This window comes from Winogradskyella poriferorum (assembly GCF_050618035.1).
In the GTDB taxonomy this organism is placed as follows: Bacteria; Bacteroidota; Bacteroidia; order Flavobacteriales; family Flavobacteriaceae; genus Winogradskyella; species Winogradskyella poriferorum_A.
The window spans coordinates 1-23,453 of record NZ_JBODPY010000005.1; the positions used below are offsets into that span (position 1 = coordinate 1).

Genomic DNA, 23,453 nt, shown 5'->3' on the forward strand with positions numbered 1-23,453 from the left:
TAGAGTACGATGAACCGGTGAGCAACCAAAGAAGGGAGCTCAGAGCCCATTTTACCTTGAAACGTTAAAATAATGAATTTGAAAAAATATAGTTTTATTGCATGTTTAGCCTTTATAATCAACTTTGGTTATGCTCAAGAAGGTGTTCCTATTTATTCCGATTATTTAACGGATAATTATTATCTCATCCATCCTTCAATGGCTGGTGTGGCTAATTGTGCTAAAGTTAGAATGACTGCAAGACAGCAGTGGTTTGGTATAGACGATGCACCAAGCCTTCAAACAATTAGTGCAAACGGTAGAGTTGGTGAATCACCAGTTGGAATCGGAGGTATATTTTTTAACGATTCAAACGGTTATCACTCCACTGTTGGTGGATATGCAACTTTTGCATATCATTTAATGTTTTCGAGAAATGAGATTGATTTAAATATGCTTTCTTTTGGGTTAAGTGCTGGGTTCTTACAATATAAATTGGATGAAACAGATTTCTTAGCACCAGGAGAATTTGATCAGCTAATTGCTGGTATTGAACAAAGTGCTACAAATTTTAATATAGATTTTGGATTCTCTTATCATTTTCTAGATTTTTATGCGCACTTCACTGCAAAGAATATATTGAAGAATGAAGGAATTAACTTTAATGAGCAAGGATTTGAGTTTGATAATTTAAGAACTTACTTGTTTTCTACTGGATATGTATTTAGTAAATATGGTAGCGAATGGAGTTATGAGCCTTCGGTAATGCTTATGTACAGAGATGCAACCGAAGAAACGACCATAGATATTAATGCTAAGGTATATAAGGAAATGGATTTTGGTAAGATATGGGGAGGCCTATCGTATAGACGAAGCCTAGATGGTGCAGAGTTTGTAGATGGTGGTGGAATAAGTAGCCAAAAGTTACAATACATAACACCTTTCATAGGCGTGGATTATAATCAATTTGTATTTGCATATACATACTCATACCAAGCAAATACAATTAATTTTAATACAGGCGGTTTCCATCAGATTACCTTGGGCTATAATTTTAATTGTAGACGTGAAAAATACGAATGTAACTGTCCGGCAGTTAATTAATAAAATAAAAGGCTCAATACAATTGAGCCTTTTTTATTACCAGTTATAATTTTTTCGTTTCCCCTGGGACTTGATGGCCTTGAGCATAGCATTTTCAAGTCCATTGCTGTGATTCTCTGTATTCTCTGAAATATATATTTTTCTTTTTGTATTTAAATCAGTAATCGCTTGTTGAAGCGATTTTCGTTCTTCGCGTTTGTCTTGCAAATAACGCTTAATTTCGGCTTCAGACTTATTTTTCAATTCCTTCGGGAGATGTTCTTTTTTTAGCTTGGTGTAATCAAAACTTTCCTCCGATTCAGCATCAACTAAATCCCACGAACTGTTTTTATATAGTCTAGAACTTTTACTTATTGTTCTACTTACGGCATTAGCCTTATTATATCCTATCGCGTTAGAGTCTTCTGTAGCTTGAAGTTGTTGTTTGTAGGCGCCTTTTGTTCCATACGCGACATATGTTTTATTAAGCTTTTGATTAAGAATTAGTATGTCGTCATCATAAGGTGTTGGAATATGTACTGTAGCTTTGTTATGGTTTATAGCCATATAGTCTCCATGTGTTAAATCAGCACCATCTTTCCAATATGTTGCAATACCTTGATCATATTCTCCGCAAAATATGGTATTAACGGTTATATCACTTTGATGTGCCAATTTGGATACATCTTTATAACTTACTCTACCTTGTGTATAAGGTTCATTACCTGCTATGAAAATAAATTTAAGATCAGTTTCATTGTCTCCCCAGTTAAGTTGATTTATGGCTGTTTGGATAACCTTACCACAAAATTCATTACCACCATTTGTAGTTAATGAGAATAAGCTTTTAGATATTTCATCCAAATCATCACTGAAGGCTAGAACTTGTCTTATATAGCCCTCTCTTGGACTGAGATTATCATTGCCATACTCATAAAGTGCGATCTTTAAATTAGGATTTTGCGCATTGCATTTTGCATATGATAATTCGTTTACAATCTCCCAAAGTTGTGCTTTGGCCTGATCAATTAGTCCATCCATACTATTACTTGTATCTAATAACAAGGCAACTTTAATTTCTGGAACCTCTTTCTTTAATGTAGTCTCTATGATTTGTCCTTTGAGGGCAAGATCTTTTTTATTCTGTGTTGAATTTGCATTACACGCACAGAACGATAATAGTCCAATTAATAAGACTTTAGTTTTGAAGATTTTTTTCATTTTGTTTCGTTTTTTGATTACACGGTAAAGCTCTTTCGTAAAAGGGAAAATAAAAATCCATATTGAGTGTAATTATTGTTTGAATGAGTTAGATGCCAATCTTATTTAGTATTTAGGGAATTATTGAGTATTAGTGCCCTTCTTTTGAGTCTGTTGCATTTTATCAAGTGAAATAAAGTGTGTATGTTTAATCTCATATATAAATTAAAGCGTGAATATTAAGTCGGCAATATTAGTTCTTATTCTGGGTGTATTTCGTTTTGGTGTTTACGGTCAAAACACAAATGAAGAAAATGTCCTAAAAGAGGAGATCTTATTAGAGATTGAAGGTTCTGTTTATATAAAGGAATCTAGATTGCCTGTTGAGCAAGTGACGATTGAAGTAAACAATGGGTTTTATACTACTACAAATAAAGATGGGATTTTTAAAATAAAGGCTCGTATAGGAGATGAGCTTACAATACGTCATAAAGATTTTGAAACGATTTTTCATAGGATAACGAGTGATGAACGTATTACAATTGAGGTGGTTGATGATGCTAAAACCAAATATCGTAGTAGTAAATATGGCAGAGAATCTTCAACAGCAAGATTTAATAGACTTATCGATTCTTCAGACCAATACCTAAAGAAGAATGCTGAAAAAAGTATTCAGTTTATTGGTGATGCATTAGATACTAATGTCACTTCAGAACAGAGTGCTATTGCCCACGAACTTTTAGGTGATGTCTATACTTATTGGCAACAGTTTGATTTAGCGATTTCGGCCTATAAAATTAGTATTCAGAATAACGAGACAATTGCAACAATTTTAAAATTGGCAAATGCTTATTTAGGCAACGATGACTATCAAAAAAGTCTGGAAACATTTAAAAGCTTAAACTTAGAGAGCTTAAATAATTACCAAAAAGTAGAATTGTTTGAGGGTCAAGGGGATGCTAATATTAAATTAAAGAACTATTCAGAGGCTATTAAAGCCTACCAAAATGGATTAAAAGTAGCACGCCAACATCTTATCTCACCAAAAATAACCGATTTAAATTCTAAAATAGCCGAAGCATTTAAAGCGAATGGTGAGGTTACTCAGGCAAGGAATTATTTTACCAATTCTTTAAATTTTGCCGAAAGAGAGAATAAAACTAGAGCAGTTGAAGAGCAGGTAAAAGTAGCAGAATTTAGTGCAGATATTGAGGATTATGATGAAGAAATAGAATTACGAAAAAAAGCAATTCAAGGAATAATAGATTTAGAGAAAGATTCTGTTCTTACTAAAGAGAGTTCTATAACTCTGCAAAAACAGAATTATAAGATTGGTAATGCCTATTATTTAAAGAATGATCTGGAAAACGCCATACCTTATTTAGAGAAAAGTTTTGAAGAAGCTGATAAGAAAGAAGACTTAGTGGTTAAAAAAGACGCTGCTCGTAAGCTGTCTGAGGTTAATATGTTGGCAGGTAATAATGAGAAAGGGCTAGAATATTTAAACACTTACAAAGCTGTTGTTGATGAGCTTTATGATGAACTCTATGCACAAAAAGATGTTGAAATCTCTCAAGTTTCTCGCTTTAGGAAGAATATTTTAGAAAAACAGAATAGAATCACCTCACTCGAAAGTGATAGAGCATTATCTGAAAGTAAATATCAATTAACACAAGAGCGAAATAGAAGTCAACAATTAATTATTTATTCACTAATTGGCGGACTGTTACTTCTGTTAGTTACAGCATACTTTATGTTTAAGTATATACGACAACAGAAGTTTGCAAATAATTTATTGGCGCTTAAATCATTAAGGAGTCAAATGAATCCGCACTTTATTTTTAATGCGCTAAACTCTGTAAATAGTTTTATTGCGACTAATGATGAACGAACAGCAAATAAATACCTTTCTGATTTTTCTCAATTAATGCGTTCGGTGTTAGAGAATAGTGAGAAAGATTTTATTCCATTAGAAAAAGAAATAGAACTTATTGAACTTTATACAAGATTAGAGCACTTTAGGTTTCAAGATAAGTTTGATTATAAGATAAAGGTTGATGAAAGTATTAAGGTAGATAATTATGTAATCCCACCGATGCTGTTACAACCGTATATAGAAAATGCAGTATGGCATGGTCTACGTTATAAAAAAGATAAAGGACATTTATCTATCAATATTAGTCCTAGATCAAAAAGTGAACTAAGTATTACAATTGCAGACAATGGTATCGGTAGAGAACGCTCTAAAGCCCTTAAAACAGAAAACCAAAAAAAGCAGAATTCAACCGGAATGAGTAATATTCAGAAACGTGTTGAGATTCTTAACGAAATGTATAAAGATAAGGTAGATGTCGCAGTAAAAGACTTTCAGTCCTCTGAAGATAAGGGAACAAAGGTGGTTGTAATACTAAAAAAAGACTAGAATGAAATTAAACGCAATAATCGTAGAAGACGAAGCAAAAAGTAGAGAAATACTCAGATCCTACCTTACTAAATACTGCCCAAATATCACTGTATTGGGAGAAGCATCAAATGTAGAGGAGGCATTGGTTCTAATTAGAAATAATGAATTAGATGTTGTATTTCTTGATGTGGAAATGCCTTATGGGAATGCTTTTGACCTTTTGGACAAAGTAGGTGATATTAATTTTGAAACTATTTTTGTTACAGCATACAATCATTATGCGATTGATGCATTAAACGCACATGCCTCTTACTATTTAATGAAACCAATTTCAATTGATGAACTCATCAAGGCTGTAGATTATGTTACAGAAGTTAAGGTAAAGGAAGAGGCCCTTCAAGATCAGATTTTAACTCCAAAAACTAAGGTTGTTAATGGTAAAATTACTTTGCCACAACAAGATGGATTTGAAATTTTAGATACTGCAGATATAATGTATTGTAAAGCTGATGATAATTATACAGAGATTTACCTTAATAATAACAAGAAGAAATTGGTGAGTAAGACTTTAAAATATATTGAAGAGTGCCTTAAAGATGGTAACTTTGCAAGAGTCCATAAAAGTTATCTTGTTAATGTTAATGAAGTGGTGAAATATGTAAAAGGTAAAGGCGGTAGCGTGGTGCTTAGTAATGGAAAAGAAGTAATGGTGTCAGCATCTAGAAAATCTGAATTATTATCTTATTTTAAATAATTATGCCAATAATAAAACCAGTTAGAGGATATCATCCACAAATTCCTAATGATTGTTTTATTGCAGAGAATGCAACAATTGTGGGAGAAGTTACGATGGGAAGTGACTGTAGTATTTGGTTTAATGCCGTAGTACGAGGTGATGTTCATTTTATAAAAATGGGGAATAAGGTAAATGTGCAGGATGGTGCTGTAATTCATGCAACTTACCAAAAATCCCCAACAACAATTGGTAACAATGTTTCTATTGGTCATAATGCCATAGTACATGGTTGTACAATTCATGACAATGTTTTGGTTGGTATGGGTAGTATTATAATGGATGATTGCATCGTGGAAAGTAATTCTATTATTGCTGCAGGTGCAGTGGTCACCAAAGGAACTACTGTTGAAGCTGGAAGCATATATGCAGGAGTGCCAGCTAAAAAGGTAAAGGATGTAAGTAAAGCGTTAATTTCTGCTGAGATTGACCGTATAGCTAATAACTACGTGAAGTATTCGAGTTGGTTTAAAGATGATTAACCAATTTTTCAATTAATACGTTTACATCCTCAATATTATCTAGATCCTTATGGCTTAAGACTTCTGTAAAATTCAGATCGTTTTTCCTTAAAATAACAGGATAAGTAAATTTAGTATTAGGATAGATGGATTCGAATTCATTTTTGTGATAAAATTTCATATCTGTTGTGCTTTGCTTTCTAAATGATTTCCAGGCTTTTTTCTCGGTAAAAGTATCGTATGTGAGTGCACATAGGCTACAAGGATAAGTTTTAGGGCTAAAAAGTTTATGCCCTACATCCATAATGGTGTTGATTGAACCAGAATCTGCACTGTATACAAAGATTAAAGTCATAAATCTATAGTGGAAGTTATAATAGGTTCCTTACTAGAAATTTAAATAATTTGTATCAAAAGCATTTGACAGTATAGAATTTAAAACAGAGAGCTCTCCATTAGAAAAGAATTTTATTGAAGACTTGTTGCTACTTGTATTTAAGAGTTTGTTGTTATCTAGAACTGCTTTGGTTTGCTTTGCAACGGCCAATCCAGAGTCAATAATTTTTACATGTTTAGGCAATAGATCTTCAAGTAAAGGAATTAAATAAGGATAATGGGTACAGCCCAAAACTAGGTAATCAATATTTGCTTGCAACATAGGCTCTATATAGCCCTTTAACAAGGATTTCATCTCTTGTGATTCTAGTTTTCCATTTTCAATCAAGGGGACAATACCTTCACCAATTTTTTCTATAATTTCGATACCACTTGCATAAAGGTCTGAAGTCTTATGAAATAATTGACTGCTCAAGGTTCCTTGAGTTGCTAAAATACCTACCACATTTGTTTTGGTATTTAAAGCCGCAGGTTTTATTGCAGGCTCAATTCCAATAAATGGAACTTGGTAGTGCGCTCTTAAATATGAAATAGCATTCGTAGTTGCTGTGTTACAAGCCACAACAATTAATTTACATTCCTTTTTTAATAGTAATTCGGTGTTTTTAATGCTGAGTTGAATAATCTCCTCTTTAGACTTGTTGCCATAGGGTGCATTCTTACTATCGGCTAAATAGATGCAGTTTTCATTAGGCAATAAGGCATGGATTTCCTTAAATATTGAAGTACCTCCAATACCAGAATCAAATATGCCAATAGGTTGATTGCTCATTATAACAAAAATAAAAAGTCGCTTATCAATTAAGCGACTTTTTAAAATTTTATTTTAAGTACTCTTATTATAGTCCTAGCTCTGCTTTAACGTCTGGCATAAGGTCTTTTCCTTTGGCAACAATTAAACCACCTGCTTCAAGTACATAATTAATGTTTTGAGCCGCTGCAACTTTTTCTATCGCTGCTTTTGCTTTTTCAGTAATCGGCTTTAAGAGATTAAACTCTTTTTCTTGTAAATCTTTTTGAGCTTGCTGTTGGTACTGAGCTAAGCTTTGTTTCATACCCTCAACTTCTTGCATACGCTTCTGGTTCTCTTCTTGAGTTTGTGTTGGAGCTTCGGCATCATATTGCTTAAGCTTCGTCTCAAGTTCTTTTATAGAACCTTCAATCGTTTGTTGATACGTTTTACCTAATTTATCGATTTCTGCTTGGGCAGCCTTATACTCAGGCATAGCCTTAATAAGTTCCTGGGTGTCGATATGTGCAATATTACTTTGTGCCGCTACAAAACTTGTTGCTCCAATAAAAAGTGCTGTTGCAAATAATAAAGTTTTTAAATGTTTCATTTTTTCTAAGTTGTATTTGTGTGTTATAATTAATTTCCTTCTGCCTTCTTAGCTTTCGCTATAGAATCTCTCTTTTTTAGTTGTTTTTCACGTTCTTCACGTGCTTTTTTTCGTTGTTCAATAATTTGTTTCTTTCGCTCTTCTAGCGCCTTTTTTCTCGCTTCTCTATCCTTTAATTTTTGTTGTCTTTTTTCTTCTAGGATCTCAGCTTCAGTTTTAGGCTTATCTGTTTCTTTCTTAGCTTCTGTTACAGGTTTTTTATCTGCCTCTGTCTTTTCGGTTCCTTTCTGCCCAGCTGTTGTTTCTTTTTTGTCAGTACTCTTTTCAGTGGACGCATTTTCTGTTTTAGCCTCAGATTCTTTTTCAGCTTCACTTTCTTCCTTAGCTTCACTTTCTGGAGGCGTTGTACCATTTCTTTGAGCATTTCTCGCTTCAAGTACTTTCTGACGTCTTTCTTCAGCTTCTCGTTTTTTAGCCTCTCGAGCCTCTTGTTGTTGCTTTCTGCGTTCTTCTAATGCCTTTTCACGTTCAGCACGTTTAGCAGCAAGCTCAGCTTCTCGTGTAGCTTTACGCTCTTCTAATGCTTTTTGACGTTCGTCTTTATCAGAATCTACAACAGGTACAACTTCTTCATCTTCAAGCTCTTTTCTTTCCTTCTTATTCTTTGCTTGTGTACGTTTCGAAGCTCTTGTAATTGTGCGTAATACTTGTTCGCTAATATCATAGCGCTCTGCGGAGTACAGCATCACCACGTCTGCAGATTTATCAAACACAAAGTCGTATTTTTTTGAAGACGCAATTTCTTGAACAGCCGAAAATATTTGATCTTGTATAGGAGCAATGAGCTGACGTTTTTGAATCATCAAATCTCCATTAGGACCAAAACGTTTTTGTTGGTAATCTAAAATCTCCGCTTCTTCAAAAGAAATATCTTCCATGCGTTCTTCATAGAGTTCTTTAGTAAGAAGAACACTTTCATTTTCTAACTCTTTCTTCTTTTGCTCGATGACACTTAACTTTTTCTCTATCTCAGATTTCCATTGTAAAACTTTCTTATCAAGTTGCGTTGAAGCTTCTTGGTATTCTGGGACATTTTGTAAGATGTATTCCGTATCGATATACCCAATTCTAACACCTCGTTGTGCCAAAGCTGAAAAGCTCATTAACCCTGTAATTGCCAGTAAAAAAAGAACTTTAAATTTCATCATCAATTAAATTTAGTTTTGGGACATCTTTGGTAATACCAAATATTTCCTAGTTTTCAGTGTTACTTTACTTCAAATTAACGAAATATATTCCTAAAAATTTTAACACCATAATGAAATCGTTAACTAGCTGTTTGAAAATATCGTGCCAAACTTAAAATTGTTGTCCAATTATGAAGTGGGTTTCCCATCCATTTTTCACAGTTTGTCCTGGTACCGGATCGAAACCATGTCCAAAATCTATACCCAATAAACCAAAGGCAGGCATAAATATTCTTAAACCAACACCTGCTGATCTTTGCAATTCAAACGGGTTAAATTCTTTAAAGCTATTAACAGATGCACCACCTTCAACAAAGGATAATGCATAGATCTTAGCTTGTGCTCCAAGTGTTATAGGATATCTTAACTCAAGAGAAAATTTATTATAGATAGATCCTCCATCTTGAGTAGATAAAGACTGATTTGGATATCCTCTTAATTGTATAATTTCTCTACCATCTAATGCAAAGTTACCTAGACCATCACCACCTAAGAAGAAACGTTCAAAAGGAATAACACCTCTGTCATTGTTATAAGCTCCAAGGAAACCAAATTCCATACTTGGTCTTAAGACTAATTTCTTAGCCAACTCTGTGTACCAATCTGCCTTAAATTTAACCTTGTAAAACTCTAACCAGTTAAAACGCTCTTGGTCAATTTCTCCAATACGTACGATATCTTCTGGGTCACTCGGATCTAACGCATCTCTCTCATCTGCTAAGGCCTTATAATCTACATTGTTAAACAATGAATATGGGAAGGTAACTTTAGCAGAAACAGAAAAATTAGAACCTCCTGTTGGGAAAATAGGATCGTTGTAAAGGTTGTTTCTGCTCAACCCGATAGTATATGATAAGTTGTTCGATGTACCGTTACCGAAGGTAAAAAGTCCAGTGTTATAATTATTTAAATCGTAGTGCTGATAACTAATAGCTTGTGACAATAAGAAAAAGTCATCTGGCTTAGTTAATCGCGTTGATAAACCTAAAGTTAATCCAGTAATATTAAAGCTACGGCTTCTGTCTGGTCTTCTATTATTTGGATTAAAAAGGAATTGTCTTGAATAAGATATCGATGTTGATAATTGGAATGGTTTTTTACCACCTAACCATGGTTCAGCAAATGAGAAACTATAAGTCTGAAAAAATTGACTTGCTTGTAATCGAAGTGCTAAACTTTGGCCATCACCACGAGGAACAGGTTTGTAGGCTTCTTTCTTAAAAATATCCTTAATAGCAAAGTTATTGAAGGAAAGACCAAGTGTACCAATGAATCCACCGCCACCATAACCACCTTGTAGTTGTATCTGGCTAGATCCTTGTTCTACTACTGAGTATTCCACATCTAATGTGCCATCTACAGGATTAGGGTTTTTAATGTTTGGTGCAATTTGCTGTGCGTCAAAAAAGCCTAACTGACCTAATTCTCTAATTGTTCTAATAATGTTGGCTTTACTGTAAAGCATTCCTGGTCTGGTACGAATTTCTCTGTAAATAACGTGGTCATTCGTTACATCATTTCCTACAACAGTCACATTGTTAAAGTAGGCAGGTTTACCTTCAGAAATACGAATTTCCATGTCGATAACATTTCCTTCTGCACTAACCTCAACAGGATTAATAGTGGAGAACATGTAACCAAAATTCTGATAAGCATTTGTTAAATCATTAGCATCTGGATTCTTAGGGTCTGCAATGCGTTCTCTTAACTCTACACCATTATACGTATCACCAGGTTTAATCTTTAAAATACTTGATAAATAATTATCGGTATAAACTGTATTTCCGACAAAGTCTATTTTTCCAAAGGTGTATTTGTCGCCTTCTTCAACATTAATATTTAGACTAATAGAGCTGTCATCATTGTATATGATAGAATCTGATACAATTCTAGCATCTCTGTATCCGTTTTCTTTGTAGTAATCAACAACACTAACAAGGTCTTCCTTATAATCCTCCTCAATATACTTAGAGCGCTTTAAGATGCGAATAGGATTTTTTTGCTTCGTATTTTTCATAGCCTTACGAAGCTTTTTACCCTTTATCTTTTCATTACCATTGAAGGTTATGTTTTTGATTTTTACTTTCTCACCTCTATCAATTTTAACGAGCATGTTAACACGTTCTTTTTTGACAGAATCGATGACTTCAGTAGTAACTATGTTAACCTTGGTATTTAGAAATCCTTTCTTTTGATATTTGCTCGTAAGATAGTTACGTGTATTTGCAATTAAGTTTTCAGTAACTTTTACACCAGTTTGCAGATTATTTTCTTGCTTAATCTCGTCTATCTTTCCTTTCTTGATTCCAGAAATAGTTAATTCTAAAAGTTCTGGTAAATCCATCAGATTAATTTCTAAATCAGCTGTATTTCCGTCTATATTCGTCACATAAATATCTATACTACTAAAGAGATTGGATTTCCAAAGTGTTTTTACGGCATTCGCAATTTTTTCTCCACCGATTTGAACTTCTTCATCCTTTCTAAGCTTAGAATATGCGATGATGGTCTGCGGGCTAAAATTGGTATTACCAGTTACCGTAATATTTTTTATTAGATATTTTGCACCTTCAACTTGGGCGTTAATTAGCGTTGTTCCTAAAAAGAACAATAAAATGATTAAAAACGCAGTAAATGAGGGTAGTGCTCTATTAAGGGATAAGTTGTTCGCTTGTCTTTCCAAATCTTCGTTCTCTGTTTTGATAATTTATGAGTGCTTCATACAGATTTTCTTTTTCAAAATCTGGCCATAAAATATCTGTAAAATATAATTCAGCATAGGCGATTTGCCACAGCAAAAAATTACTTATTCGTTGCTCACCGCTAGTACGAATTAGCAGATCAACATCTGGTAAATTTTGCGTGTAAAGATGCTTATTTATAATGGATTCGTCAATACTTTCAGAAGAAATTATATTATTTTTAACTTTAACTGATAATTCCTTAATAACATTAACAATTTCTTCGCGAGATCCGTAGCTTAACGCCAAAGTTAATGTCATATTCGTATTATTTTTAGTCTTTTCTATAACATCTAGCAGTTCTAAATAGGCATTTTTGGGTAAATCTTGTAAACAACCTATAGCAGATAGTTTAATATTGTTGTCTTGAAGGGTTTTAATCTCCTTTTTCAACGACTTCACCAACAATTTCATTAAGGTTTGCACCTCGAGCTTTGGCCTGTTCCAATTCTCTGTAGAGAATGCATAAAGTGTTAAATTCTTAATGCCTAATTCTGCACTTGCTTCAACAGTTTGTCGTACGGCTTTAGTACCATTCTCATGACCTATAACCCTTATGAGTCCTTTTTGTTTTGCCCAACGACCATTTCCATCCATGATGATTGCAACATGGTTAGGTAATTTGTCTTTATTTATTTGATCTTTTAAGCTCATTAAAAATTACAATAACAAGGTCTTCTTCCGAAGGTGTAAGTTAAGGTAAATCCTGAAAATACATACCAATCATTACTATTTGTGTTTCCAAAACTAAATTGTTGTCTAAATTCAGCATCTGGTACACTACCATCTATTTCATCTGTAAAGGTATATCTTGCGCCAATTTCGGCAGCTAATACCAAATGACTCGCTATGTTTGTTTTATAACCTAGCACCATAGGAATACCATAAGCCCAACTGGTGGTATTTTCCGAAATGCGGACACCATTATTATCAAAATAATAATTGTCGTGATTTGCAGCTGAGATACCAGTGTATAAATATGGCGTGCCTTGAATACCAACCTGGTGTAAATCGAAATCCCAAAAAGTAAATTCCATTCCAGCGGATATTTCAAGAATATTATTTTCGAAACTATAATCTCGTGCTACACGTCTTGGGTCACTCGATTTACTGTCTAATCCCTTTAATTCACTAAAGACAACAGAAACTCTATATGAATGTCTTGGACTTCTATTCCACTTTAGGATAGCTCCAAACGCAGGCTGATTTGGTGATATATAACTTGTAGATCCTACATCTCCAATAAAGTTGCTTCCTCCTGCAAAAACACCAATTTCATAGATCTGAGCAGATAGGTTTATAGATGAAAAAATCGTCACTATTAATAGGATAAAATACCTCATAAAATCCTCAAAGTTTGCAAATATAATAATAATGTTGAGCCATGTCTAACATGTGCCCAATAGTCTTAGAAATAAACTGTAATTGGAGGTTTTTTATTGTTTAATTACGACGATCTTCACCCCAGAGTAATTTTTTTCTCAAGGTATCTAAAAAAGACTCTTCTAATAATTCGACCATTTTAATTCCAAAATCTGCTTTGTTTATGGTCACTTTTGTCGAATTATCTAAAGTAATGATGCGTGAATCTAAAGACATTAAAAATTGGTCTTCACGGCCATCAACCTTAAATTCAACTTTGGTTTTATCAGGTATTACTAGTGGTCTTGCACTTAGATTGTGAGGCGCTATTGGTGTTAATACAAAATTTTTAGCCTCTGGTGTGATAACAGGTCCACCACAACTTAATGAATAACCTGTGGATCCTGTTGGAGTTGAAAGGATTAATCCATCAGCCCAGTAAGAGGTTAAATATTCATCGTCTAAATGTGTTTCGACGGTAATCATCGAAGTTGTATTTTTTCTACTAATGGCTACTTCGTTTAAAGCAAAACTTGTTTGCTCTATATCTTCATTTGACGGTATAGTTGAGACACTTAGCAAGGAACGTTTAGATATTTTGTAGTGCCCAGAGAATATTTGGCCTAGTGCTTCTTCAATCTCTTCGGTTTGAATAGTAGCTAGAAATCCTAAACGACCTGTATTTATACCAACAATTGGTATGTTTAGATCTTTAACATAAGTTATAGCTCTCAGTATGGTGCCATCTCCTCCAATACTAATAAGCAAATCGTAAGAATTGTCTAAGGTCTTAAAAGAGTTTATTTCTGTATTGGTCTTAACCGATTCTTTTTGCTTATTGAGAAAGTCAGTTTCAACAAATATGGAGACCTTATTTTTTAAAAGGATAGGGAGCAATATTTCAAAAGCTTCTTGTGAAGCTTCTTTAGCATAATTTTGACCATATACCGCAATTTTCTTCATAATTACATATTAAGGTATTTATCAAGATATTGAGATCTTTCCCTAAGTCCTTCGAGATAAGAATCGTCTTCATGGCCTGAGATAATATTATAGCTGTATCGTCTAAAGGTTTGGATGACTTCATTAAGGCTTGCATTTGCAATCTTTAATGTAATCTTTACAAGGTCACCATCCATCTTAGAGATGAAAGCACCTAGTAATTTAGCATCATTAGATTCAACAATTTGGCTTATCTCACTAAACGAATAGTCATGTATGCCTTTTTCCACAATTAGAATTCCTCCTGGTTCTGAGAAAAAGGGTGTTTCATTAAACAAATGGATAATATCATTGAGCTCATAGTAGCCAAGATATTGATTGTCTTTGCTTAGAACAGGCATAATATTGGCATCATTTTGAGCAAAAGCTTCGAGTACGTCAAGCCAATTTGTTGTTTCGCGAACAAAAAATCCTTCAACCGCATAATTACACTCACTGATTGAATTGGCGCCATCAAAACAATGTGCATCCGTTTCAGAAATACAACCCATATAGATGCCATCTTTTTCAATTGGAATATGAGAGTAAGTCAACTGATTAAACAGTAATTGTAAATCACTTATTTTATCAGTAATACTGAGTGGTTTAATATCATTAATTATGTACTCTTGTAATTGCATTTTTGCCTTTTTACGCGCTTGCAAATTAATTAAAAATAACCATAAAAAGCGTGTTATACTTTGTATTTTTGTCGTTCAAAATTGCCGGAAATGACAAAATTAAGTGTTAATATAAATAAGATTGCTACGCTAAGAAATAGTAGAGGTGGCGATCTTCCAAATGTTGTAGAGTTTGCAAAGGATGTGCAAAGATTTGGAGCTCAAGGGGTGACTATTCACCCAAGGCCAGACGAGCGTCATATAAGATATCAAGATGCCTATGATTTAAAATCTGTTGTGCACACAGAATATAATATCGAAGGAAATCCCATACCTAAGTTCATCGATTTGGTTTTAGATATTAAACCTACTCAAGTTACATTGGTGCCAGATGCTGTAGATGCTATAACCTCAAATGCAGGTTGGGATACCATAAAACATAAAGCGTTTTTAAAAGAAGTAATCAAAGAGTTTAAGGATAATGGTATTAGGACCTCCATATTTGTTGATGCGGATTTACATCAAATAGAAGGTGCAAAAGAAACAGGTTCGGATAGAATTGAGCTTTATACCGAAGCTTATGCGCATGACTATAAGCAGGGTAATAAAGATGGAATAACACCATATATGGAATGTGCTGGTTTGGCTAATACATTACAGTTGGGTATTAATGCAGGACATGACCTTTCGCTTGATAATATCAAGTTTTTTAAAGAGAACATAACAGGTTTATTAGAGGTGTCTATTGGCCATGCGCTCATATCTGAAAGCCTTTATCTTGGTATTGAAAATGTGGTTCAAATGTACTTACATAGATTAAAATGATCTTGCACTCTAACATTATTGGAGAGGGAAAACCTTTCATAATTCTTCATGGGTTTCTTGGGATGGGTGATAACTGGAAAACCCTTGCTCGGCATTTTTCGAAGTTAGATTACCAAGTTCATCTTGTAGATCAAAGGAATCATGGGCGCAGTTTTCATTCTGAAGAATTTGACTATGAATTAATGGCGAACGATTTAAAGAGTTACTGTGATGAAAACAATCTCACAGATATTGTTCTTTTAGGGCATTCTATGGGAGGGAAAACAGCGATGTTGTTTTCTGCTTTATATCCAGAATATGTAAAGAAATTAATAGTGGCGGATATTTCACCAAGATATTATCCTGTACATCATGAGACTATTCTTAATGGTTTAAGTCAGCTCGATTTTGACTTTGTGAAAACGAGACTTGAGGCTGATCAGGTACTAGAAGAGTATGTTCCAAGCGTTGGAGTAAGACAGTTTTTACTTAAGAATTTATATTGGGTACAGAAAGGACAATTAGGTCTACGGCTTAATCTAGAAGTTTTGAGGGAGAATGTCTCGGAGGTTGGCGAAGCTTTACCTATACATGCCATATTCGAAAAAGACACTTTGTTTTTAAGAGGAGATCGTTCAGAATACATTATGGAGAACGATGAGCCGTTAATTAACAGACAATTTCCAAAGTCTGAAATTATTACTATTAGTAATGCAGGGCATTGGCTTCATGCAGAAAATCCACAGGAATTTTATGTTGCTGTTTCAAATTTTATAACTTAGGTTCAAATTCAATCATTATGAATCTAATAATTAGACTTTTATTAAATGCATTGGCTGTTTTTATACTAGCCTATGTTTTAGATGGTGTAACGGTAAATGGTTACATCGGTGCGCTCATTGTAGCAATCGTATTGGGTGTTTTAAATCTATTGGTGAAGCCATTACTTATTCTATTGACCTTGCCTGTAACGATTATGACCTTAGGTTTGTTTCTCTTGGTAATTAATGCATTAATCATACTCTTAGCAGATAAATTAATCGATGGATTTGCAGTCTCTAGTTTTTGGACGGCATTGCTTTTCAGTGTGTTATTGTGCATCTTACAATCAGTACTATATTCTATATTTAAAGAGAAGAAGAAATAGCTAAAATTCAAACGGTTAAAGTATTGTTGGGTTGTAAAAAATATTGTATTTTTGCAGCCCAATTTTATTTTCAATTATAATGAATATTACAAGAGAAAACATTGACGAGCTTAATGCAGTAGTGAAGGTAGATATTGCCAAGGAGGACTACAGTGACAAAGTTGAAAAAATATTAGCAGATTACCGTAAATCTGCAAATATTCCAGGCTTCAGAAAAGGACATGTTCCGATGAGTTTGGTAAAGAAGCAATATGGAAAAGCTGTATTGGTAGATGAAGTTAATAAACTGTTGCAAGATGCCATTGGTAAATATTTGGTTGAGGAGAAATTAGATGTATTAGGAAATCCGCTTCCTAAGCCACAAGATGATTTAGATTGGGACTCAGATGCTTTTTCATTTGAGTTTGAGCTTGGATTAGCTCCAGAATTCGACGTAAAGTTAAAAAGCAAAAAAGCGATTACACAATATAATATTGTAGCTGATGACAAAATGATCAACAACCAAGTTGAGCATATTCAAAAACAATATGGGAAATTAGTTTCTGAAACAGAGATCTCTAAGGAATCTGAAATCACTGGTAAGTTTACTAATGAAGAGGCTGGTATCGAAAATGTTGCAACAATAACATTAGATAAGTTAAAGGGAAAAACCAATCCTAAGAAGTTTATTGGAGCTAAGGTTGGTGATGTTATAACCTTAAAAACTAAAGGGTTATTTAACGATGATCATGATCTTATGACCTTTTTAAAGGTGTCTCATGACGATGCTCACGACTTAAATGTAAATGTAGATTTTGAAGTAAGCGAAATCAATACAAGAGAGTTAGCAGACTTAGATCAAGAATTATTCGACAAGTTATTCGGCCCTAAAGTTGTGACTACGGTTACTGAATTAAAAGAAAAGATTAAGACAGATTCTGAAAAGCAATTTGCGCAACAAGGTGATCAAAAACTTCTAAATGATGTTACTGAGTATCTTGTAGAAAGCACAAAATTTGACCTTCCAGCAACATTCCTTCAAAAGTGGATGCAAACTGCTGGTGAAGAGCCATTATCTGAGGAGCAAGCCAAAGAGGAGTATGAAAAGTCTGAAAAGAGCATGCGCTACCAACTGATAGAAGGAAAATTAATCCAAGAGCATAATCTACAAGTGCAGTTTGAGGACTTAAAAGATTATTCCATGGAAATGATTAAAGGTCAGATGGCACAGTTTGGACAAATGAACCCAACAGAAAAGGAATTAGAGGATATTGCGGCTAGAATTTTATCAAATCAAGATGAGGTAAAACGACTATCTGAGCAATTAATGAGTCAAAAATTATTAGAACTCTATAAAAAAGAAGCTAACCTTAAGACCAAGGAAATCACTTATGATGATTTCGTTAAAGAGTTTTACGGATAAGTATCTTTAAAAATATTAGTATCTTTAAGGCGTAAAACTGAAAGGTTTTACGCTTTTTTTTTAATCAAAAAACAAATAAAAATATATGAACTACGGTAAAGAATTTGAAAAGTTCGCAATAAAGGATCAAGGAATAAGTAGTACATACTATGATAAAATTATCACTAGCATGTATCCTACTAATTTAACGCCTAATATCATTGAAGAAAGACAGATGAATGCAGTTGCAATGGATGTCTTTTCTCGATTGATGATGGATAGAATCATTTTCCTTGGTACTGGTGTTAACGATCAGGTTGCCAATATCATCCAGGCTCAATTACTGTTTTTACAAAGTGTTGATGCTTCAAAGGATGTTCAAATTTATATCAATTCACCAGGTGGAAGTGTCTATGCAGGTTTAGGAATCTATGACACCATGCAATTTATAAAACCTGATGTCGCTACGATATGTACAGGAATTGCTGCGTCTATGGCCGCTGTACTTTTATGTGCGGGTCAGAAAGGGAAACGTTCGGCTTTAAAGCACTCAAGAGTAATGATTCATCAGCCAATGAGTGGGACACAAGGACAAGTTTCTGATATGGAAATTGCAGTGAGAGAGACCATAAAGGTGAAAGAAGAACTATACACCATCATTTCAAATCATTCCGGTAAGCCTTATGAGCAAGTCGAAAAAGACTCAGACAGGGATTATTGGATGAAATCTAGTGAAGCATTAGATTATGGAATGATTGATGAGGTACTAGAACGCAAGTAGACGTAATTAATTACGACTACTACTACTACTAACTATAATTAATATTATGGCAAAGGAAGAATTAGAATGTTCGTTTTGCGGTAGAAAAAAGCCTGAAACAAATCTGCTTATAGCTGGATTAGATGCCCATATTTGTGATCGCTGTATTGAGCAAGCACATGGTATTGTTATCGAGGAATCAAAGCAAAGCGGTAGCTCAGAGTTAAGTGCTGAGTTAATGCTTAGAAAGCCTAAAGAGATAAAAGCCTTTCTAGATGAATATATCATTGGGCAGGAGTATACCAAACGTGTAATGTCTGTAGCAGTATATAACCACTATAAGAGATTATTACAGCCTCCTAGTGATGATGATATAGAGATACAGAAAAGTAACATCATCATGGTGGGTCAGACAGGTACTGGTAAAACGTTAATGGCCAAGACTATTGCAAGAATGTTAAACGTTCCTTTAGCTATTGTTGATGCTACGGTTTTGACTGAAGCTGGTTATGTTGGAGAGGATGTTGAAAGTATCTTAACGCGATTACTCCAAGCAGCTGATTATAATTTAGATAAGGCACAACGTGGTATTGTATTTATTGATGAAATAGATAAGATTGCGCGTAAAAGTGATAACCCTTCTATAACACGTGATGTTTCCGGAGAAGGTGTGCAACAGGCTTTATTAAAACTGTTGGAAGGCACGGTTGTTAATGTACCACCTAAAGGCGGTCGTAAGCACCCAGATCAAAAATTTATTGAGGTCAACACAGAGCATATATTATTTATTGCTGGTGGTGCTTTTGATGGTATTGAGCGTGTAATAACTAAGCGTTTAAATATGCAAGCTATTGGGTATAGTTCTATAAATGCAGATACTGTAGATAATGACAATATACTACAATATATCATCCCAAAAGACCTTAAAGATTTTGGACTCATTCCAGAAATTATAGGACGTTTACCTGTATTAACTCATATGGATCCACTTGATGCGAATACATTAAGGGCAATCCTTACAGAGCCTAAAAATGCAATTATAAAACAGTATAAGAAACTGTTTGCAATGGACGAGGTAGAGTTCTCAATCACAGAAGGTGCTTTAAATTATATTGTTGAAAAGGCAATTGAGTATAAATTAGGCGCAAGAGGTTTACGTTCGCTTTGTGAGGAAATTTTAACCGAAGCGATGTTTGATTTACCAGGTTCTGGTGAGACCAAACTTAATGTTACCAAAGCTTATGCAGAAGATAGGTTGTCAAAATCAACTTTAAAGAAATTGAAAGCAGTGTCGTAATTGAGTCACAGCTATAAAAAAGAAACCACAATATCTCTTGAGATGTTGTGGTTTTTTATATTAGTTAGGATTGATTAATAATATTGCGTACAATATTGTTCTGTTGAAGAGATAACATATTTTTTATTTCTCTGGTACGAATATATAATCTTGGTTCTTTATGAAGGTCTTAACCTAAAATTATTGGTTAAAAGAAAAGCATTTCTCGATGTATTAAATTTTGGTGCCATTTTTTACGATAAATGGCTTATATAGAGTTATTGGTGATTAAGTTTGAGAAGTTCTTCTATATATTCTCTAGAATTTGATAATCTAGGGACCTTATGTTGTCCACCTAATTTGTCATTTACTTTTAACCAGTCATAAAAAAGATTTGGTCTTGCACTGTGAATGGTAGGCTTGTTGAGAGTCATATTATTATAACGCTTGGCTTCGTAATCAGAATTAAGTGCTTTTAACGCATTATCAAATAACTCTTCAAAGTAAGACATGTTATCAGGTGGTGTCTTAAACTCAATAATCCACTCATGTGCACCTTTTTCTTTACCCTTCATAAAAATAGGTGCAGCAGAATACTCTACAATTTCTGCATTGGTACGTTTACATACTTTTTTGAGCGCATCTTCGGCATTTTCGATGATTAATTCCTCACCAAAAGCATTGATGTGGTGTTTTGTTCGTCCAGAAACTTTAATGCGATGCGGATTTAGGCTTACAAATCTTATAGTGTCGCCAATACGATAGCGCCATAAGCCTGCATTTGTTGTAATAACAAGAGCATAATTAGTGTTGAGTTCAACTTCACTAAGTGGAATTACCTTTTGGTTATCTGTACCGTAGCCATCCATAGGAATAAATTCGTAGAAAATACCATAATCTAACATTAATAGAAGGTCACCTGTATAGTTGCGATCTTGAATCGCAAAGAATCCTTCTGAAGCATTGTAGATTTCATAGAATTTAAATTTTTTAGAAGGCAATATGGCTCGGTATTGCTCTATGTAAGGATTGAAACTAACACCACCATGGAAGTATACCTCTAGATTTGGCCAAATGTCAAATAAATTGTCTTTACCTGTATGTTCTAATACATTGTTTAATAAGACGAGCATCCATGAAGGAACACCTGCAAGGCTGGTTACATTTTCATTGATGGTTTCTTCAACTATTGCAGCCATCTTGGTTTCCCATTCGCTCATTAAAGAGACTTTACTACTTGGTGTGCTACTGAATTCTGCCCAAAATGGCATATTATCAATTAAAATGGCACTTAAATCACCGAAGACGGTTCCGTTTTCTTTATAGAGTTCTTTACTACCGCCTAGACGTAAACTTTTACCAGTAAATAATTGAGCGTCTTCATTATTATTAAGATACATGCAAAGAAGATCCTTACTTGCAGCATAGTGGCAATCTTCTAAAGATTCATTACTTACCGGAATAAACTTACTTTTAGCATTGGTGGTACCACTAGATTTGGCAAACCATTTAATCGGTTTTGGCCAAAAAATATTTTGTTCGCCTTGACGCGAACGTTCAATTAAAGGCTGGATTTGTTCGTAATTAACAATAGGGACACGCTCCTTGTAAGCTTCATAAGACTTAATACTAGCAAAGTCATATTGTTTGCCAATCTCGGTATCTTTTGCATGTTTAATTAAGCTGAGAAGTAATTCGTTTTGTACTTCATTAGGATATTTTAAAAAGAGCTCAATCTGATGAAATCGCTTTTTTAAAAACCATGAAGCAATAGAATTTACAATAGGAATTGGCATGGATTGGTTATCTTTACTCGCTAAGCGAGATTTAATTCATTGTTAGACCAGTTGTTGATTAAATCTTCTCATTTAGGAGCTCTTAATAGCTAATTATCTAGAGTCTTCAATGCTAAAAATACTAAATTTCTTTTATGATATACAAGGGCGTACTCACTAAAATGCAAACCGAATTTTTAGAGCCAATTCAATACTATTTAGTATTTGAAAACGACTTTATACATATGAATCAGCTTTTAAATAAAGAAATTGGTTTAAAACTTGTGGGTCATCAATGTCTCAGTTGCGGACTCGATAGGCCAATATTTAGGCAAGGATTCTGTAGGTCGTGCTTTTTTGAACAACCAGTAGCTGGAGATTGGATTATGAGGCCAGAATTAAGTAAGGCACATTTGGGTCAAGAAGATCGGGATTTAGAATATGAAAAAAGAGTACAATTACAACCTCATATTGTGTATTTGGCTAATTCAAGTAATGTAAAAGTTGGTGTAACTCGAAAGAGTCAGGTACCAACACGTTGGATTGATCAAGGTGCTCATGAAGCTATTGAAATTGTTGAGGTTCCAAATAGATATCTTGCTGGTATTACCGAAGTTGCGTTAAAAGATCATGTATCTGATAAAACCAACTGGCGCAACATGCTTAAAAATGACGTAAAGGATGAGGATTTAATAGCCTGGCGCGATAAGTTGAAATCTTATATTCCAGACGAGGTATTATCCTATTACATAGAGCATAATTCTGAGACTAATATTGAGTTCCCAGTTGAGCATTATCCTATTAAGCCTAAGAGTCTAAACTTAAGTAAGGTAGATTCTTATACCGGACTTCTAAAAGGTATAAAAGGGCAGTATTTAATTTTTGAAGACGATACCGTTTTTAATGTTAGAGCAAACGAAGGATTAGTTGTTGAGCTAAGCGTATAAGGTTGATTTTTATGGGTTTGAAGGTGTTAGCATTGCGTTAAAATTTATTTTGTTTAATAAAAAACCAATAACTTTAAACAAAATTTAAATAATGAAAGTTTCTCCCTTTGTTTATATAGCAATTACTACACTTATTTTAATTACAATTACGATAATGTCTGCCATGGATTTTCCTTATGGTTGGGTTTTTTATCTCACTGTTATTGGTCAGATTTTTTTAGTCATATTGGTGTATAAAGTACTTACAGACGACTATTCTACAGACAAAACTTTTGATCACTTTTATGAGGATAGACCTATTGAACCTTTAGAAGTAATGGCAGAGAATGAAAAAGAAAAATTGGGGCTGTAAATTAGCCATCATGTAGAAATCCTTTACGAAACATAGCTTCAACATTGCTATGATTAAGGCGTCAAAATCTCAGGTTTGAGCAAATTCTTGACAAAAAAAAGAGCAACATTATGTTGCTCTTTTAATTTTTTATAAAGATAGGTTATATATTTTCCTGATCTCTTAAAGTCTGAATATATTGTGCCTTTTGGATTTCTCTTCTTCTTTTTACTGAAGGTTTAGTAAAATAACGAGACTCCTTCAAATTTTGCATAATTTGAACGTTTCTATGCTTACGCTTATAACGTTTAAGCGCTCTTTCTATATTCTCTCCTTCTTTGATTTCAATTTTGATCATCTAATAACCTCTTTTATATTTTTCTCAAATGGACGGCAAATATAGTCTAACTTATTGAAAATAAAAA

Annotated in this window: 24 protein-coding genes; 12 read left to right on the top strand and 12 right to left on the bottom strand. The window is 33.9% G+C overall.

The annotated features are described in order from the left end of the window. The first annotated feature begins 72 nt into the window (after positions 1 to 72). Positions 73 to 1,083: a PorP/SprF family type IX secretion system membrane protein gene (locus ACRHOC_RS11910; protein ID WP_431158872.1), complete on the top strand. Its 1,011-nt coding sequence runs from the start codon at positions 73 to 75 to the stop codon at positions 1,081 to 1,083. A 36-nt stretch (positions 1,084 to 1,119) separates the two neighbouring features. Here the strand turns inward: ACRHOC_RS11910 and ACRHOC_RS11915 are convergent, their stop codons facing one another. Continuing rightward, positions 1,120 to 2,283, bottom strand: a complete 1,164-nt coding sequence (locus ACRHOC_RS11915; RefSeq protein WP_431158873.1) for a vWA domain-containing protein — start codon at positions 2,281 to 2,283, stop codon at positions 1,120 to 1,122. A 211-nt stretch (positions 2,284 to 2,494) separates the two neighbouring features. Between ACRHOC_RS11915 and ACRHOC_RS11920 the strand changes: the two genes are divergently transcribed. The 3 genes from ACRHOC_RS11920 to ACRHOC_RS11930 are packed head-to-tail and all read left to right on the top strand — an operon-like array spanning position 2,495 to position 5,941. Further along, complete coding sequence (locus ACRHOC_RS11920) at positions 2,495 to 4,684, top strand: tetratricopeptide repeat-containing sensor histidine kinase (protein WP_431158874.1); 2,190 nt, start codon at positions 2,495 to 2,497, stop codon at positions 4,682 to 4,684. 1 nt (position 4,685) lies between these two features. Then, entirely contained in the window at positions 4,686 to 5,420 is a 735-nt protein-coding gene (locus ACRHOC_RS11925) for a LytR/AlgR family response regulator transcription factor (RefSeq protein ID WP_431158875.1), read from the top strand. Between the two features lie 2 nt (positions 5,421 to 5,422). Then, positions 5,423 to 5,941, top strand: a complete 519-nt coding sequence (locus ACRHOC_RS11930) for a gamma carbonic anhydrase family protein (protein WP_431158876.1) — start codon at positions 5,423 to 5,425, stop codon at positions 5,939 to 5,941. Here the strand turns inward: ACRHOC_RS11930 and ACRHOC_RS11935 are convergent. The 9 genes from ACRHOC_RS11935 to ACRHOC_RS11975 all read right to left on the bottom strand — a co-directional run bounded on the left by ACRHOC_RS11935 (position 5,928) and on the right by ACRHOC_RS11975 (position 14,628). Next, entirely contained in the window at positions 5,928 to 6,275 is a 348-nt protein-coding gene (locus ACRHOC_RS11935; protein ID WP_431158877.1) for a GTPase, read from the bottom strand. The two genes, ACRHOC_RS11930 and ACRHOC_RS11935, sit on opposite strands and share 14 nt — an antisense overlap. A gap of 33 nt (positions 6,276 to 6,308) precedes the next feature. Beyond that, positions 6,309 to 7,088, bottom strand: coding sequence for a glutamate racemase (murI, locus tag ACRHOC_RS11940; protein ID WP_431158878.1), 780 nt, complete (start codon positions 7,086 to 7,088; stop codon positions 6,309 to 6,311). Between the two features lie 67 nt (positions 7,089 to 7,155). Beyond that, a complete protein-coding gene (locus tag ACRHOC_RS11945) occupies positions 7,156 to 7,656 on the bottom strand; it encodes an OmpH family outer membrane protein (protein WP_431158879.1) in 501 nt (166 codons plus the stop codon). Positions 7,657 to 7,685: 29 nt separating this feature from the next. After that, positions 7,686 to 8,864, bottom strand: coding sequence for an OmpH family outer membrane protein (locus tag ACRHOC_RS11950; protein ID WP_431158880.1), 1,179 nt, complete (start codon positions 8,862 to 8,864; stop codon positions 7,686 to 7,688). A gap of 151 nt (positions 8,865 to 9,015) precedes the next feature. Further along, positions 9,016 to 11,586 (bottom strand): outer membrane protein assembly factor BamA, encoded by a 2,571-nt coding sequence (gene bamA, locus ACRHOC_RS11955; protein WP_431158881.1) that lies wholly within the window; start codon positions 11,584 to 11,586, stop codon positions 9,016 to 9,018. Next, the gene (locus ACRHOC_RS11960; RefSeq protein WP_431158882.1) at positions 11,555 to 12,298 is read right to left on the bottom strand and encodes an isoprenyl transferase; all 744 of its coding nucleotides are present in this window, start codon (positions 12,296 to 12,298) and stop codon (positions 11,555 to 11,557) included. The genes bamA and ACRHOC_RS11960 overlap by 32 nt, the downstream gene beginning before the upstream one ends. Next, positions 12,298 to 12,987 (bottom strand): DUF6089 family protein, encoded by a 690-nt coding sequence (locus ACRHOC_RS11965; RefSeq protein WP_431158883.1) that lies wholly within the window; start codon positions 12,985 to 12,987, stop codon positions 12,298 to 12,300. The genes ACRHOC_RS11960 and ACRHOC_RS11965 overlap by 1 nt, the downstream gene beginning before the upstream one ends. Before the next feature lie 100 nt (positions 12,988 to 13,087). Further along, a complete protein-coding gene (locus ACRHOC_RS11970) occupies positions 13,088 to 13,969 on the bottom strand; it encodes an NAD kinase (RefSeq protein WP_431158884.1) in 882 nt (293 codons plus the stop codon). A 2-nt stretch (positions 13,970 to 13,971) separates the two neighbouring features. Further along, on the bottom strand, positions 13,972 to 14,628 hold the full coding sequence (locus ACRHOC_RS11975) for a CBS domain-containing protein (RefSeq protein WP_431158885.1): 657 nt from the start codon (positions 14,626 to 14,628) through the stop codon (positions 13,972 to 13,974). Between the two features lie 90 nt (positions 14,629 to 14,718). Between ACRHOC_RS11975 and ACRHOC_RS11980 the strand changes: the two genes are divergently transcribed. The 6 genes from ACRHOC_RS11980 (at position 14,719) to clpX (ending at position 19,996) form a co-directional block, all read left to right on the top strand. Next, a complete protein-coding gene (locus ACRHOC_RS11980) occupies positions 14,719 to 15,432 on the top strand; it encodes a pyridoxine 5'-phosphate synthase (protein WP_431158886.1) in 714 nt (237 codons plus the stop codon). Continuing rightward, positions 15,429 to 16,193: an alpha/beta fold hydrolase gene (locus ACRHOC_RS11985; protein ID WP_431158887.1), complete on the top strand. Its 765-nt coding sequence runs from the start codon at positions 15,429 to 15,431 to the stop codon at positions 16,191 to 16,193. The genes ACRHOC_RS11980 and ACRHOC_RS11985 overlap by 4 nt, the downstream gene beginning before the upstream one ends. 17 nt (positions 16,194 to 16,210) lie before the next feature. Continuing rightward, complete coding sequence (locus ACRHOC_RS11990; protein WP_431158888.1) at positions 16,211 to 16,558, top strand: phage holin family protein; 348 nt, start codon at positions 16,211 to 16,213, stop codon at positions 16,556 to 16,558. A 79-nt stretch (positions 16,559 to 16,637) separates the two neighbouring features. Beyond that, entirely contained in the window at positions 16,638 to 17,960 is a 1,323-nt protein-coding gene (gene tig / locus ACRHOC_RS11995) for a trigger factor (RefSeq protein ID WP_431158889.1), read from the top strand. Positions 17,961 to 18,045: 85 nt separating this feature from the next. Further along, entirely contained in the window at positions 18,046 to 18,720 is a 675-nt protein-coding gene (gene clpP / locus ACRHOC_RS12000; RefSeq protein WP_431158890.1) for an ATP-dependent Clp endopeptidase proteolytic subunit ClpP, read from the top strand. A gap of 46 nt (positions 18,721 to 18,766) precedes the next feature. Next, the gene (gene clpX, locus ACRHOC_RS12005; RefSeq protein ID WP_431158891.1) at positions 18,767 to 19,996 is read left to right on the top strand and encodes an ATP-dependent Clp protease ATP-binding subunit ClpX; all 1,230 of its coding nucleotides are present in this window, start codon (positions 18,767 to 18,769) and stop codon (positions 19,994 to 19,996) included. A 257-nt stretch (positions 19,997 to 20,253) separates the two neighbouring features. On the opposite strand, the gene ACRHOC_RS12010 is transcribed toward clpX, so the two are convergent. Beyond that, a complete protein-coding gene (locus tag ACRHOC_RS12010) occupies positions 20,254 to 21,771 on the bottom strand; it encodes a GH3 auxin-responsive promoter family protein (RefSeq protein WP_431158892.1) in 1,518 nt (505 codons plus the stop codon). A 134-nt stretch (positions 21,772 to 21,905) separates the two neighbouring features. Between ACRHOC_RS12010 and ACRHOC_RS12015 the strand changes: the two genes are divergently transcribed. Further along, entirely contained in the window at positions 21,906 to 22,697 is a 792-nt protein-coding gene (locus tag ACRHOC_RS12015; RefSeq protein WP_431158893.1) for a DUF2797 domain-containing protein, read from the top strand. 91 nt (positions 22,698 to 22,788) lie between these two features. Then, positions 22,789 to 23,049, top strand: a complete 261-nt coding sequence (locus tag ACRHOC_RS12020; protein WP_431158894.1) for a hypothetical protein — start codon at positions 22,789 to 22,791, stop codon at positions 23,047 to 23,049. A 142-nt stretch (positions 23,050 to 23,191) separates the two neighbouring features. Here the strand turns inward: ACRHOC_RS12020 and rpsU are convergent, their stop codons facing one another. Then, complete coding sequence (gene rpsU, locus ACRHOC_RS12025) at positions 23,192 to 23,386, bottom strand: 30S ribosomal protein S21 (RefSeq protein WP_431158895.1); 195 nt, start codon at positions 23,384 to 23,386, stop codon at positions 23,192 to 23,194. Between the last annotated feature and the right edge of the window lie 67 nt (positions 23,387 to 23,453).

Coding starts and splice junctions, on each gene's coding strand:
- ACRHOC_RS11910 (WP_431158872.1), top strand. CDS start 73: ATGAATTTGAAAAAATATAGTTTTATTGCATGTTTAGCCTTTATAATC.
- ACRHOC_RS11915 (WP_431158873.1), bottom strand. CDS start 2,283: ATGAAAAAAATCTTCAAAACTAAAGTCTTATTAATTGGACTATTATCG.
- ACRHOC_RS11925 (WP_431158875.1), top strand. CDS start 4,686: ATGAAATTAAACGCAATAATCGTAGAAGACGAAGCAAAAAGTAGAGAA.
- ACRHOC_RS11930 (WP_431158876.1), top strand. CDS start 5,423: ATGCCAATAATAAAACCAGTTAGAGGATATCATCCACAAATTCCTAAT.
- ACRHOC_RS11935 (WP_431158877.1), bottom strand. CDS start 6,275: ATGACTTTAATCTTTGTATACAGTGCAGATTCTGGTTCAATCAACACC.
- murI (WP_431158878.1), bottom strand. CDS start 7,088: ATGAGCAATCAACCTATTGGCATATTTGATTCTGGTATTGGAGGTACT.
- ACRHOC_RS11945 (WP_431158879.1), bottom strand. CDS start 7,656: ATGAAACATTTAAAAACTTTATTATTTGCAACAGCACTTTTTATTGGA.
- ACRHOC_RS11950 (WP_431158880.1), bottom strand. CDS start 8,864: ATGATGAAATTTAAAGTTCTTTTTTTACTGGCAATTACAGGGTTAATG.
- ACRHOC_RS11960 (WP_431158882.1), bottom strand. CDS start 12,298: ATGAGCTTAAAAGATCAAATAAATAAAGACAAATTACCTAACCATGTT.
- ACRHOC_RS11965 (WP_431158883.1), bottom strand. CDS start 12,987: ATGAGGTATTTTATCCTATTAATAGTGACGATTTTTTCATCTATAAAC.
- ACRHOC_RS11970 (WP_431158884.1), bottom strand. CDS start 13,969: ATGAAGAAAATTGCGGTATATGGTCAAAATTATGCTAAAGAAGCTTCA.
- ACRHOC_RS11975 (WP_431158885.1), bottom strand. CDS start 14,628: ATGCAATTACAAGAGTACATAATTAATGATATTAAACCACTCAGTATT.
- ACRHOC_RS11980 (WP_431158886.1), top strand. CDS start 14,719: ATGACAAAATTAAGTGTTAATATAAATAAGATTGCTACGCTAAGAAAT.
- ACRHOC_RS11985 (WP_431158887.1), top strand. CDS start 15,429: ATGATCTTGCACTCTAACATTATTGGAGAGGGAAAACCTTTCATAATT.
- ACRHOC_RS11990 (WP_431158888.1), top strand. CDS start 16,211: ATGAATCTAATAATTAGACTTTTATTAAATGCATTGGCTGTTTTTATA.
- tig (WP_431158889.1), top strand. CDS start 16,638: ATGAATATTACAAGAGAAAACATTGACGAGCTTAATGCAGTAGTGAAG.
- clpP (WP_431158890.1), top strand. CDS start 18,046: ATGAACTACGGTAAAGAATTTGAAAAGTTCGCAATAAAGGATCAAGGA.
- clpX (WP_431158891.1), top strand. CDS start 18,767: ATGGCAAAGGAAGAATTAGAATGTTCGTTTTGCGGTAGAAAAAAGCCT.
- ACRHOC_RS12010 (WP_431158892.1), bottom strand. CDS start 21,771: ATGCCAATTCCTATTGTAAATTCTATTGCTTCATGGTTTTTAAAAAAG.
- ACRHOC_RS12015 (WP_431158893.1), top strand. CDS start 21,906: ATGATATACAAGGGCGTACTCACTAAAATGCAAACCGAATTTTTAGAG.
- ACRHOC_RS12020 (WP_431158894.1), top strand. CDS start 22,789: ATGAAAGTTTCTCCCTTTGTTTATATAGCAATTACTACACTTATTTTA.
- rpsU (WP_431158895.1), bottom strand. CDS start 23,386: ATGATCAAAATTGAAATCAAAGAAGGAGAGAATATAGAAAGAGCGCTT.